Origin of the sequence: Citrobacter sp. Marseille-Q5395 (assembly GCF_947057495.1) — a bacterium.
Classification (GTDB): Bacteria; Pseudomonadota; Gammaproteobacteria; order Enterobacterales; family Enterobacteriaceae; genus Citrobacter; species Citrobacter murliniae.
The window spans coordinates 72,777-85,836 of the sequence record NZ_CAMSEL010000009.1 but is presented as its reverse complement, the minus strand read 5'-3'; the positions used below and the strand labels follow the sequence as shown (position 1 = coordinate 85,836).

Annotated in this window: 14 protein-coding genes; 12 read left to right on the top strand and 2 right to left on the bottom strand. The window is 52.9% G+C overall.

The window, feature by feature from the left end; genetic code table 11:
• Positions 1-116 precede the first annotated feature (116 nt).
• The 4 genes from OH663_RS11465 (at position 117) to OH663_RS11450 (ending at position 3,897) form a co-directional block, all read left to right on the top strand.
• Positions 117-323 carry a YbfA family protein gene (locus OH663_RS11465; RefSeq protein ID WP_045441079.1) on the top strand — a complete coding sequence of 69 codons (207 nt, stop codon included), beginning with the start codon at positions 117-119 and terminating at the stop codon, positions 321-323.
• Between the two features lie 98 nt (positions 324-421).
• Complete coding sequence (locus tag OH663_RS11460) at positions 422-1,378, top strand: YbgA family protein (protein ID WP_200010588.1); 957 nt, start codon at positions 422-424, stop codon at positions 1,376-1,378.
• Positions 1,379-1,402: 24 nt separating this feature from the next.
• The gene (gene phrB / locus OH663_RS11455; protein WP_200010590.1) at positions 1,403-2,821 is read left to right on the top strand and encodes a deoxyribodipyrimidine photo-lyase; all 1,419 of its coding nucleotides are present in this window, start codon (positions 1,403-1,405) and stop codon (positions 2,819-2,821) included.
• A 161-nt stretch (positions 2,822-2,982) separates the two neighbouring features.
• A complete protein-coding gene (locus OH663_RS11450; RefSeq protein ID WP_200010593.1) occupies positions 2,983-3,897 on the top strand; it encodes an Rpn family recombination-promoting nuclease/putative transposase in 915 nt (304 codons plus the stop codon).
• Between the two features lie 52 nt (positions 3,898-3,949).
• Here the strand turns inward: OH663_RS11450 and dtpD are convergent, their stop codons facing one another.
• Entirely contained in the window at positions 3,950-5,431 is a 1,482-nt protein-coding gene (gene dtpD, locus OH663_RS11445) for a dipeptide permease DtpD (protein WP_200010595.1), read from the bottom strand.
• A 289-nt stretch (positions 5,432-5,720) separates the two neighbouring features.
• Between dtpD and ybgI the strand changes: the two genes are divergently transcribed.
• Genes ybgI through nei form a run of 8 tightly spaced genes read left to right on the top strand, consistent with a single transcriptional unit; the run spans position 5,721 to position 12,017 of the window.
• Positions 5,721-6,464, top strand: a complete 744-nt coding sequence (gene ybgI / locus OH663_RS11440; protein ID WP_045449503.1) for a radiation resistance protein YbgI — start codon at positions 5,721-5,723, stop codon at positions 6,462-6,464.
• Between the two features lie 16 nt (positions 6,465-6,480).
• Positions 6,481-7,137 carry a 5-oxoprolinase subunit PxpB gene (gene pxpB, locus OH663_RS11435; protein ID WP_045441084.1) on the top strand — a complete coding sequence of 219 codons (657 nt, stop codon included), beginning with the start codon at positions 6,481-6,483 and terminating at the stop codon, positions 7,135-7,137.
• Entirely contained in the window at positions 7,131-8,063 is a 933-nt protein-coding gene (pxpC, locus tag OH663_RS11430; RefSeq protein WP_045441085.1) for a 5-oxoprolinase subunit PxpC, read from the top strand. Before pxpB ends, pxpC begins: the two co-directional genes overlap by 7 nt.
• A complete protein-coding gene (gene pxpA, locus OH663_RS11425) occupies positions 8,053-8,787 on the top strand; it encodes a 5-oxoprolinase subunit PxpA (protein WP_200010597.1) in 735 nt (244 codons plus the stop codon). The genes pxpC and pxpA overlap by 11 nt, the downstream gene beginning before the upstream one ends.
• A gap of 55 nt (positions 8,788-8,842) precedes the next feature.
• Positions 8,843-9,565 (top strand): DUF969 domain-containing protein, encoded by a 723-nt coding sequence (locus OH663_RS11420; protein WP_045441087.1) that lies wholly within the window; start codon positions 8,843-8,845, stop codon positions 9,563-9,565.
• Positions 9,562-10,557, top strand: coding sequence for a DUF979 domain-containing protein (locus OH663_RS11415; RefSeq protein ID WP_200010599.1), 996 nt, complete (start codon positions 9,562-9,564; stop codon positions 10,555-10,557). Before OH663_RS11420 ends, OH663_RS11415 begins: the two co-directional genes overlap by 4 nt.
• Before the next feature lie 9 nt (positions 10,558-10,566).
• Positions 10,567-11,211, top strand: a complete 645-nt coding sequence (pcp, locus tag OH663_RS11410; protein WP_048221840.1) for a pyroglutamyl-peptidase I — start codon at positions 10,567-10,569, stop codon at positions 11,209-11,211.
• Between the two features lie 14 nt (positions 11,212-11,225).
• Entirely contained in the window at positions 11,226-12,017 is a 792-nt protein-coding gene (gene nei, locus OH663_RS11405) for an endonuclease VIII (RefSeq protein ID WP_045441090.1), read from the top strand.
• Here nei and OH663_RS11400 read toward each other — a convergent pair.
• Positions 12,014-13,060 carry an AbrB family transcriptional regulator gene (locus tag OH663_RS11400; RefSeq protein ID WP_048221839.1) on the bottom strand — a complete coding sequence of 349 codons (1,047 nt, stop codon included), beginning with the start codon at positions 13,058-13,060 and terminating at the stop codon, positions 12,014-12,016. The genes nei and OH663_RS11400 overlap by 4 nt on opposite strands.

Below are 13,060 nucleotides of genomic sequence, written 5' to 3'. Positions count from 1 at the left end.
TAAAAATAAGTGGTCGGATGAGTAGTAAAATTACACACAAGGCGGTATTATTTTCATCAGTTAACCAAGTTTATTTTTCCGGTGCGATTCACCGAACAGATATAGGGGAGAAAAGTATGGATCTTTACAAAGAATATCCAGCACATGTTGTCTTATTACGCCGTACTTTCGCCGTTGTGGCGGGCGTGCTGGCGCTACCGGTCATGCTGTTCTGGAAAGACCGCGCCCGTTTTTACAGCTACCTGCACCGCGTCTGGTCGAAAACCAGCGATAAGCCGGTGTGGATGGATCAGGCTGAAAAAGCGACCTGCGATTTCTATTAATTTATCGAAATTGCTCAAGAAAACCGCTAACAGTAATGTAGCGGTTTTTTTTATGCTCCGACGTCTACACTTATTCAGATAACGGATAAGGAGTTGTGATGAACGAGAAAATCCCGGTGGGTATCAGTGCCTGCTTGCTAGGTGCTAACGTTCGCTTTGATGGCGGACATAAACGGCTGGCTTTTGCCGTGGAAGACCTGTCTCCGTGGGTGTGCTTTGAGCCAGTGTGTCCGGAAATGGCCATTGGATTGCCAGTGCCTCGTCCTGCGTTACGTCTGGTAAAAAACGATGATGGTGCTATTTCTCTGCGTTTTAGCGATAAGCGGGAAGGGAACCTCACTGATGCCATGACGGTTTTCAGTAACCAACAGATCGGGCAGCTTGAACATCTGTGTGGCTACATCGTCTGCGCAAAATCCCCCACCTGCGGAATGGAACGTGTTCGCGTGTACGATGCTGACGGTAAAAATAACCGCAAAGCGGGACGCGGTATCTACACATCATTATTGATGGACGCATATCCGTGGTTGCCAGTAGAAGAGGATGGGCGGTTGCATGACCCGCAAATCCGCGAAAACTTTGTTGAACGAATGTATGCGCTGCATGAACTAAATGGTATTCGTGAGCAAGGGCTGACACGCGGAGCACTGATTGACTATCACAGTCGCTATAAGCTGCTGCTGTTGACGCATTCTCAGCCAGCATATCGGGAGCTCGGGCGTTTTGTGGCAGCGGTTCACGAATGGGAAAGTCTGGATGCCTTTTTTATCGCTTATCGCCAGCAGTTGATGGCTTTGATGTCGCATCAGGCTACCCGGCGTAACCATACTAATGTTTTGATGCACGTTCAGGGGTATTTTCGTAAGCAGCTCAATGCTCGTCAGCGTCAGGAACTCGCAACGCTGATTGATGATTATCGGCGCGCAACGCAGCCACTGCTTGCTCCCGTGACGCTGCTCAAACACTATATGGCAGAATACCCGGATACCTGGCTTTCCGGACAGCGCTACTTTGATCCCTGGCCCGCAACGTTACGTTTGCGCTATGGAAGCTAATTGTCTTATTGATTTGGGAGCTTTATGACCACCCATTTGGTCTGGTTTCGTTGTGATTTACGTCTGCACGATAATCTCGCCCTCGCCGCCGCGTGCCGTGATCCTTCTGCTCAGGTATTGGCGTTATATATTGCCACTCCCGAACAGTGGACGTTACATAACATGGCTCCACGCCAGGCGGCGTTTATTAGCGCTCAATTGAATATGCTACAAACGGCACTGGCAGAAAAAGGCATTCCCCTTCTGTTTCATGAAGTTACCGATTTTTCCGCCAGCGTGGATACAGTAAAAAACGTCTGTGCGCAGCATGATGTCAGCCGGCTTTTTTATAACTATCAGTATGAAATAAACGAACGACAGCGTGATGTAAGTGTGGAAAAGTCATTGCCACACGTGATCTGTGAGGGTTTTGACGACAGCGTGATCCTGCCTCCGGGGGCGGTGATGACCGGCAATCATGAAATGTATAAAGTCTTTACGCCATTTAAAAATGCCTGGCTGAAACGTCTAAAAGACGGTGTTCCTGAGAGTGTTGCCGCGCCAAAGAGACGAGACAGCAGCACTATTTCCACACCGTTAACCGCAATTACGCTGAGTTATCCGCAGCAGGATTTTGATGTGCGACATTTCCAACCGGAAGAAAAATCGGCTATCGCGCAATTACGTCAGTTTTGCCAGCAGGCTGTCGTGGAATATGAACAACAGCGTGACTATCCGGCAATTGATGGCACCAGCCGGTTATCCGCAAGTCTTGCAACCGGTGGATTATCGCCGCGTCAATGCCTGAACCGGTTGTTAGCAGAACAGCCGCAGGCACTTGAGGGCGGGAGCGGAAGCGTCTGGTTGAATGAGCTTATCTGGCGCGAGTTTTACCGTCATTTAATGACATACCACCCGGCACTGTGTCGTCATCGCCCCTTTATTCGCTGGACCGATCGTGTTCAGTGGCAGGATAACCCTGCACATTTTCAGGCGTGGCAGACGGGGCAAACGGGATATCCCATTGTGGATGCCGCCATGCGTCAGCTTAACACCACAGGATGGATGCATAACCGTTTACGCATGATTACCGCCAGCTTTCTGGTGAAAGATCTGCTGATTGACTGGCGTAAAGGAGAGCAGTATTTCATGTCGCAACTGATCGACGGCGATCTGGCAGCCAATAACGGTGGCTGGCAGTGGGCGGCGTCAACCGGAACTGATGCCGCGCCGTATTTTCGTATTTTTAATCCAACGACTCAGGGGGAAAAATTCGATCGTGACGGTGAGTTTATCCGCCAGTGGGTGCCGGAATTACGCGAGGTGCCAGGAAAAGCAATCCACGAGCCGTGGAACTGGGCGGAAAAAGCGCAGGTGACTCTCCATTACCCTCGCCCCATTGTCGACCATAAGCAGGCGAGATTAGCCACGCTCGCGGCCTATGAGGCGGCGCGAAAAGGGTGAGTGCGTGGTGGATTTCTGCGTAATGCATTCCAGCAGAATGCACATGTTGCTAGCGGGCGCATTTAGCGCTGAATCGTGTGCGTAAGACCGTTACTGCCTGAATGCACCAGTTACGCCTGGGCAGTAAAGTCCCGTCATCTTCTTTCAGGTGACGGAACACGATGACAACGGCAACGACTTCCACTCCGCATGATGCGGTATTCAAAACGTTTTTACACCATCCCGAAACTGCGCGGGATTTCCTCGAGATTCACCTTCCGGCTTGTCTGCAAAAGCTTTGCGATTTTAATACGTTGAAGCTGGAGTCAGAGAGCTTTATTGAAGCGGATTTACGTTCCTGCTACTCCGATGTGCTCTGGTCGCTGCACACACGCGACGGTGACGGGTATGTCTATGTTGTTATAGAGCATCAGAGTTCAGCCGATCCGCATATGGCTTTTCGTTTGCTGCGTTATGCGATGACGGCCATGCAGCGCCATCTGGACGCCGGACACAAGGAACTGCCGCTGGTAATACCGATGTTGTTTTATCACGGTAACCGCAGCCCGTACCCGTATTCACTGTGTTGGCTGGATGCGTTTGCAGATCCTGTGGCGGCAAGGCAACTCTATGCCAGTGCATTTCCACTGGTGGATATAACGGTAGTACCCGATGATGAAATCCTGACGCACAGGCGAATGGCGTTGCTGGAACTCATGCAAAAATATATCCGTCAGCGGGATTTGATGGGACTGGTAGAACAACTGGCTACGCTGTTACTTACAGGATGCGCTAATGACACGCAACTACAGGCGATGTTTAATTACATTCTGCAATCCGGCGATGCATCTCGCTTTAATGAATTTATGCAAGAGATGGCGCAACGGATCCCCCAACACAAGGAGAAGCTGATGACTATTGCGGAGCGATTACGGTTAGAGGGATTACAGGAAGGGGTACAGCAAGGGTTACAGCAAGGTAAACACGAGGCTGCATTACGTATAGCGCAAACAATGCTGGCGCAAGGAATAGCTCGTGAAATGGTGTTACTGGTTACAGGTCTGTCGGAAGAGGATCTGGCAGTTAATAATTCGTAATCTCTTGATAAAAAACAGGCCCGAGTCGTAGTACATCATCGGGCCTGTAAACTCAGGACTCTACCGCCAGTGGACGGTTTCTAAACTTAAGTGACTGATACAACCAAATTAGCAGTACCAGCGCGACACAGGCCAGGGCTCCCCAGGTAATCTCGCTAAAGACATCAATATAGGCATTGATGGAATAGTTGATGGCCCCGGAGGCATCAAATGTGCCCTGGGATGTCTGGTCGGCAATCACTCCCGCCAGGTAGTTGGCAATGGCACCCGAAAGCAGCATATAAATACCGGTTAATACGCCGGTAACGCCCGGGATCTCAATGCGCGTAATTTGCGACATCGCGACCGGATCGATAAACAATTCGGCAAATCCCATCACCGCCAGCCCAAGGATCATCAGTGGCATAGAAGAATGCCCGTAAGCTGCTGACCAGCGGGCGCTTAAGGTCAGAATACAAAAACCTGCGCTCATTAATCCCAGACCGAGGGCAAATTTACCCCAGATACGCACAGTGCGGTTGCCACCCACGCTTTCTTTAACCACCCATGCCAGCACGATGCCGCACAGCATCACGGCGAAGGCGTTGACCGACTGGAACATCGCGGTAGGAACGGAATATCCCAGAATGTCGCGATTAACAAAGCGGTCGATATAGAGGCTAATAGAACTGCCGCCCTGTTGAGCAAAGGCCCAGAACAACAGGCTGAAGAAGGTCAGAGTAACGATAAGCCCCAGTTCTTTACGCTGCTTCTGTGTTTGTGCCTGACGGTAGATTTTTGCCAGAACAGCCAGACCAATGACGGTGGCAACGAGCAGTGCATACACGGACCACTCTTTCCAGAACAGGACGGTAATCAGCAGCGGAGCTGCCACCAGTAATGCCAACAACCAGGCCCAGTTTGGCAGAATAAACGTTCTGGCGCACAGGACAGCTTTGTTGACACCAGTGGTGTGGGCGAAATGGTGGTTTCCGCATAAGAAAATCACCAGTCCTGCCAGCATGCCGATTGCGGCCAGCGCGAAGCCCATGGCCCAGCTGTACTCTTCCTGCACATAGCCACAGGCGATAGGGGCGATAATCGAACCGATGTTACCTGCGGCATAAAGCAGAGAGAAACCGCCGTCGCGACGCGGATCTTCCGGTTGATACAGTTCGCCCAGCAGGCAACTGATGTTGGATTTAAACAGACCGTAACCGCAGACGATAATTGCCAGAGACAAATAGAGGAACGCCGGCGCCATTTCACTGGCACCCAGCACCAGGTGCCCCACTGCCATTAAAAATGCGCCAATCATGACTGCCATGCGGTTGCCGAGCACTTTATCCGCCAGGTATCCCCCCAGAATTGGGGTGACATACACTAGCGAGCAGTAGGCACTGAAGAGTTCATATGCATGATTATCGTTGTACTTAAGCTGGTTAGTGAGATACAGGATCAGCAGTGCACGCATGCCGTAAAAACTGAAGTATTCCCAAATTTGCAGTGCGACGACGTAATAGATAGCGCGCGGCTGAGATGCTTGTTTATTCATTCTATTCTCGAAGTGAATGCCTCACGACAGGATGAACGTACTGTGTGAGCGTGTTTCCTTGAAATGGTAACTTTGATACAGATCTGATTATTTTTGCAATATGCTGTCTGATTGCATAAATATACATGAATAAAATCTCCTGGTGGTAAGCAATTTACCTTCAAAGTCCATGTGATTGTTTCTTGATGTGTCAGTGAAATGGCTATCGACGAACGGAGGCGGGGACGCTATTTTAGCTTAAGCTGTGTTGCTGATTGGGCATGCAGAATTTTTGACAACGAGGGCGATGATGAAAAACACCGAACTGGAACAACTGATCAACGACAAACTGAACAGCGCGGCCATTAGCGACTACGCGCCGAATGGTTTGCAGGTTGAGGGCAAAGAGACGGTGCATAAAATCGTGACCGGCGTGACCGCAAGCCAGGCATTATTGGACGAGGCAGTGCGTCTGCGGGCTGATGCGGTCATCGTTCATCACGGTTACTTCTGGAAAGGCGAATCCCCGGTTATTCGCGGCATGAAGCGCCATCGTCTGAAAACACTGCTGGAAAATGATATTAACCTGTATGGCTGGCACCTGCCGCTGGATGCGCACCCGGAACTGGGGAATAACGCGCAGTTAGCTGCGCTGCTAGGCATTACCGTGATGGGGGAAATTGAGCCTCTGGTGCCGTGGGGCGAACTCGCTATGCCGGTTCCGGGGTTAGAGCTGGCATCCTGGATAGAGGCGCGCCTGGGACGTAAACCGTTATGGTGTGGTGATACAGGGCCGGAAAAAGTTCAGCGCGTCGCCTGGTGTACCGGTGGCGGCCAAAGTTTCATTGATAGCGCGGCCCGTTTTGGCGTCGATGCTTTTATTACCGGTGAAGTCTCCGAACAAACCATTCACTCAGCCCGTGAGCAGGGGCTGCATTTTTATGCAGCCGGACATCATGCCACCGAACGTGGCGGTATTCGCGCGTTAAGTGAATGGCTGAATGAAAATACTGATTTGGATGTTTCTTTCATTGATATACCCAATCCGGCGTAATTAAAGAGGGGCGAAAGTGCAGCGAGCGCGTTGTTATCTGTTAGGTGAAACTGCGGTGGTTCTGGAACTGGAACCACCGATTACGCTGGCGAGTCAGAAACGTATTTGGGGCCTGGCCCAGCGTCTGGTAGATGCTCCGAATGTGCTGGAAGTCATTCCTGGAATGAACAACATCACGGTGACTCTGCGCAACCCACAAACGCTGGCGCTGGATGCAATTGAACGTCTGCAGCGCTGGTGGGAAGAGAGTGAAGCGCTGGAACCGGATTCGCGCTTTATTGAAATACCGGTTACCTATGGCGGTACGTGCGGACCGGATCTGGCAGAGGTTGCGCAGCACAGTGGATTAAGCCAGAAGCAGGTTGTCGAACTGCATGCGTCAGTTGACTATGTAGTCTGGTTTATCGGCTTTCAGCCGGGATTCCCCTATCTCGGGAGCTTACCGGAGCAACTGCATACACCAAGACGTGCTGAACCGCGCCTGCTTGTTCCGGCAGGTTCAGTTGGCATCGGTGGCTCACAAACCGGTATCTACCCACTATCAACACCTGGAGGATGGCAACTGATAGGGCATACCTCGGTTAAGTTGTTCGATCCGCAGCGGGATGAGCCGATCCTGTTACGGCCAGGGGATACCGTGCGATTTGTCCCGCAGAAGGAGGGGGTATGTTAAAAATCATTCGTGCGGGCATGTATACCTCCGTGCAGGACGGTGGCCGCTACGGTTTTCGGCAATCAGGAATAAGCCACTGTGGGGCGCTGGACAAACCGGCGCTGAACGTAGCCAACCTGCTGGTGGGTAATGACGCAAATGCCGCAGCACTTGAAGTGACGCTCGGTCAGTTGGTGGTGGAATTTGAGGCGGATGGCTGGTTTGCATTAACCGGCGCGGGGTGTGAAGCGCATTTAGACCGTACCCCTGTGTGGAGCGGATGGCGACTGCCGGTTAAAGCCGGGCAACGCCTGATGCTAAAACGCCCGCATCGCGGGATGCGCAGTTATCTGGCGGTGGCGGGTGGCATTGATGTTCCCGAGGTGATGGGCTCATGCAGTACCGATCTGAAAGTAGGTATCGGTGGGCTGGAAGGGCGTCTGTTACGCGATGGCGATCGGCTGGCGATTGGTGTTTCAACGCGGCAGTTCAGCGGGCCGCAGGGGGTCAAACAGCTTTTGTGGGGAAATCGTATTCGCGCGTTACCCGGACCTGAATATCACGAATTTGATGACGCATCACAGGCATCATTCTGGCGATCTCCGTGGCAGCTCAGCCCACAGAGTAACCGGATGGGGTATCGATTGCAGGGTCAGCCACTTACACGTACCACCGATCGTGAGCTGTTGTCGCACGGTCTGCTCCCCGGCGTGGTTCAGGTACCGCACAATGGTCAGCCGATTGTGTTGATGAACGATGCTCAGACGACGGGTGGCTATCCACGAATTGCCTGTATCATCGAGGCGGATATGTACCATCTGGCGCAAATCCCTCTCGGCCAGCCGATTCATTTTGTTCAGTGTTCGCTGGAGGAGGCGCTGAAGGCGCGTGCCGATCAGCAACGTTATCTGGAACAGTTAACATGGCGACTTAACGATGAAAATTGATCTGAATGCAGACCTCGGCGAAGGCTGCGCAAATGACGCCGCGCTGTTGCAACTGGTGTCATCAGCCAACATTGCCTGTGGATTTCATGCCGGGGACGCGCAAACCATGCTTTTAAGCGTGCGTGAAGCGCTAAAAAATGGGGTGGCGGTGGGGGCTCATCCAGGTTTCCTGGATCGGGAAAACTTTGGCCGTAGTGCCATGACTTTGCCCACTGAAACGGTATATGCGCAGACGCTGTATCAAATCGGCGCGCTGGCTACCATCACACGGGCTGAAGGCGGCGTCATGCGCCACGTCAAACCACACGGGATGCTCTATAACCAGGCGGCGAAAGACCCACAACTGGCTGACGCGATTGCCAGAGCGGTTCATGCCTGCGATCCATCACTTGTGCTGGTGGGACTTGCGGGGAGCGAGCTGATTCGGGCCGGGGAACATTATGGCCTGGTGACACGCCAGGAGGTTTTTGCCGATCGAGGCTATCAGGCAGATGGCAGTCTGGTTCCTCGTAGCCAGCCGGGCGCGCTGATTGAAAATGAAGAACAGGCACTGGCTCAAACCCTGGAAATGGTGCAGTCCGGCAGAGTGAAAAGCCAGACGGGAGAATGGGCGAGCGTGACTGCGCAGACGGTATGTATTCATGGTGATGGTGAGCACGCACTCGCTTTTGCCCGCCGCTTACGTACCGCGTTCGAAGCAGAGAAGATTCAAATTAGCGCATAATTTTTTACATACAAAACAATAACATATTACACAACAACATAGACGGGAATATATTATGGGAGAGGTCATTTCTCTCTGGCCATTGACGGGGATTGCTGTCATTGTGGTCGGATTTCTTTTACGTTTTAACCCGGTATTGGTGGTTATCATTGCCGGGATCGTCACGGGGCTGGCGGCGCATATGCCGATCGCCACGATCCTCGAAAAGTTGGGAGAAGGTTTTCTCAACACCCGCAACCTGCCGTTTATCCTGCTGATCCCTCTGGCGGTTATCGGTCTGCTGGAGCGCCACGGTCTGAAAGAACGTGCTCAGGCATGGATCGCGAAAATCCGCAGCGCCACCAGCGGTCGTCTGTTAATTGTCTATCTCTTTATTCGTGAAGCGACCGCGGCGCTGGGGCTGACAAGTCTGGGTGGCCATCCGCAAATGGTTCGCCCGCTGCTGGCACCTATGGCTGAAGGGGCCGCTGAGAAAAACCATGGTGAATTGCCCGGGTCAGTGCGCTATCGGTTGCGTGCAATGTCGGCGGCGACCGATAACGTCGGGCTGTTTTTTGGTGAAGATATCTTTGTTGCCTTTGGCGCGATCATTTTCATGCACAACTTTATGCTGGAGTCAGGCGGGATCCAGACGGAGCCGTTGCATATTGCCCTGTGGGGGATCCCAACGGCGATTTGTGCGTTCCTGATCCACGGCGCACGCTTGTGGCGCCTTGATAACTACCTGCAACGCGAAGTAGCGAAAGCGAATGCCGCAGCTAAAGGAGAAGCGAAATGAATTTTCAGCAAAGCTATCTCTACTGGCTGGCGGGTGCGGTATTACTGATTGTGGCCGTCATGTCCTGGCAGGACAAAGCGAACCCCCGGCGTTTAACCACCGGTCTGTTCTGGGGCGTGTACGGTCTGCTGTTTCTGCTGGGTGACTGGACGTATTCACTTTTTGGCGATAAACGCACTGTGCATATTGCTGTCGGTGTCGCGGTCGTGTTGCTGGCCCTAATCGCCGGTTTCGGCGGCGTCAAACTGGGAAGCTACCATCAACGTACGCAACAACAGCGCGAAGAAAGCGCCACCCGGTTGGGCAATCGTCTGTTTTTCCCGGCGCTGGCCATTCCGGTGGTTACCGTGATTGGTGTGTTGATGTTTAATCATATTCCGGGCTTACAGGATGCGTTGTTTGGGCCGGGTAACCACGCCACGCTGGTGACGCTCTTTTCGATGACCGCTGGCTCGTTGATCGGCCTGGCAATGGCGATAAAAATGACCCATGAACGGGTACATCAGCCAATTCAGGAAGCTCGTCGTCTGCTGGACTCTATTGGTTGGGCGTTCATCCTGCCACAGATTCTGGCCACGCTGGGGTTGTTGTTTACGGCGGCAGGCGTCGGCAGTGGTATCTCTTATCTAACTCAGGAATACCTCGCGGTGGATAGCCGCTTTATCGCGGTGGCGGTGTACACCATCGGTATGGCACTGCTGACGATGGTTATGGGTAATGCGTTTGCGGCCTTCCCGATTGTGACCGCCGGGATTGGTATTCCGATACTCGTGTTGCAGCATGGCGGTAACCCTGCGGTGATGGCGGCAATCGGCATGTTCTCCGGGTATTGCGGTACGCTGATGACGCCGATGGCGGCGAACTTTAACATTGTGCCGGCGGCATTGCTGGAACTGCCGGATAAGAACGCAGTGATTAAAGCACAGGTGCCAACCGGCGTGCTGTTGCTATTGGTCAACGTATTCCTGATGTATTTCCTGATGTTCCTGTAAGGAGGAAGGATGAAAACGGTACTTATCACCGGATTTGAACCTTTTGGCGGCGAATCAGTTAACCCTTCCTGGGAAGTGGTCTCGGGTCTCGACAATGCTATTATCGGTGAATGTCGCGTTGTGGCACGCCAGCTTCCGTGCGTATTTGGTGAGTCTCTTGCCGTACTCAATGCTGCGATTGACGCGCTGTCGCCGTCGCTGGTACTGGCGGTAGGTCAGGCTGGAGGCCGTACAGATATCACCGTTGAGCGCGTGGCGATCAATGTTGACGATGCACGTATTGCGGATAACCACGGGCAGCAGCCCGTTGATGAACCGATCGTAGCGGATGGCCCGGCGGCATGGTTTAGCACGTTGCCGATTAAAGCGATGGTTGCTGCCATGCGCAGCGCAGGTATTCCTGCATCGGTTTCTCAGACTGCGGGTACCTTCGTCTGCAACCACGTGATGTATGGGCTGCTGCATAAGTTACGTAACACGCCGACAGTGAAGGGGGGATTTATTCATATTCCCTATCTGCCGGAACAAGCGGCGGCGCATCCAGGTGCGCCGAGTATGGCGGCAGAAACGGTGCGTCATGCACTGGAGATTGCGATTGTTACCGCCTTGCAGGTGGATCGCGATATCGCAGTGACGGGCGGAGCAACTCATTAACAAAGGACAGTATTATGCCTGAAGGCCCGGAGATCCGCCGTGCGGCGGATAACCTGGAGGCGGCAGTCAAAGGCAAACCTCTGACGGATGTCTGGTTTGCCTTTGAGCAGTTAAAACCGTATCAATCTCGACTGACTGGACAGAGGGTTACCCATATTGAAACCCGGGGTAAGGCATTGCTGACCCACTTTTCGAATGGTCTGACGTTATATAGCCATAATCAGCTTTATGGCGTATGGCGAGTGATTGAGACGGGGAAAATCCCGGAAACCAACCGGGTATTACGCGTCAGGCTGCAAACGCTCGATAAAACTATTCTGCTCTACAGCGCCTCTGACATTGAAATCCTTACGCCTGAACAGCTAACCAACCATCCGTTCCTGCAACGGGTTGGACCTGATGTGCTGGATCTGCGCTTAACGCCTGATGATGTGAAAGCGCGTCTGCTTTCACCTCGTTTTCGCAATCGGCAGTTTTCGGGTCTGTTCCTGGATCAGGCGTTTCTCGCGGGGTTGGGTAACTATTTACGGGTAGAAATTCTCTGGCAGGTGGAACTGACAGGGCAACATAAAGCCTCGCAACTCAGCGATGAACAGCTCGACAGGCTGGCGCATGCACTGCTCGATATTCCGCGTTTATCTTACAATACGCGCGGTCTGGTTGATGAGAATAAACATCACGGCGCGCTGTTTCGCTTTAAGGTTTTCCATCGGGACGGTGAAGCATGCGAACGTTGTGGCGGTATTATCGAGAAAACGATGCTCTCTTCACGACCTTTTTACTGGTGTCCGGGATGTCAGCATTAAGCTGGCTGCCTGGGGGCATGCTGTGAAATAAACCGCGCCACCGCCGGACCAGTCAATAAAATACTGAACAGCCGCAGGGTCTGCATCGCCATGATCAGCGCCATATCGGCGTGACTTCCTGCGGCAATCACCGCGACACTGTCCACCCCTCCCGGGCTGGTAGCCAGATAAGCGGTGAGGAAGTCGATCCGCATGTAATGCGCCAGTCCCCAGGCCATAGCCGCGCAAATCGCCATCAGTGAAAAAATAGACAACAGGATCTGTGGCAAGGGACGCAGTGCCATAAAAAAGATTTGCTTGTCAAAACCCAGACCAATTTGCCAGCCGATGGCCATGTACGCTATGGCCAGTAGCCATTCCGGCAGTTCAATCACCATTACACCGCCAGCGTTCAGCAATGCACCCACCAGCATTGGCAGCAGCATGACGCCAGAGGGGATGCGCAGTACGCGCCCGGCAATTCCGGCAACGGCGGCCAGTGCCAGGGTACTGAACAGGTTAACACTCAGTGGCGGAAACCAGATGATTTGCTCGCTGACCGTTTGCGCCAGGTCACCCATCACCAGTCGGGTGACCAGCGCCGCCGCGCCTACCACAAGTAAAACCCGCAGATACTGCATGAATGCCACCAGACGAATGTCAGCGCCATAATCCTGCGCCATGGCAACCATCGCCGCCGCTCCGCCTGGAGATGAGCCCCACGCGCCCGTATTACCGGGAAGTTTACTGTAACGTACCAACAACCAGCCTATTGCTGCACTGCTGATAAGGGTTGCCAGCAGAATGACAATCACCACCGGCCAATGCGCTGCCAGCGTCGTAAAAATGGAGCCAGTGAGGTTTTGCGCAATCATACAGCCGAGGATGGCTTGCGCACCAAGAAACGTGCAGCGAGGGGGATGCAGCGAAATACCGCGCATACTGAAAATAATACCGACGATCATCGACCCGAGCAGTAATGGCCCCGGAAGATGGATAAACAGAAAGAGCAGGGAAAGAAGAAGTGACAGTAAAAACAGTGCACTCCACTGCAAAACAGGCAT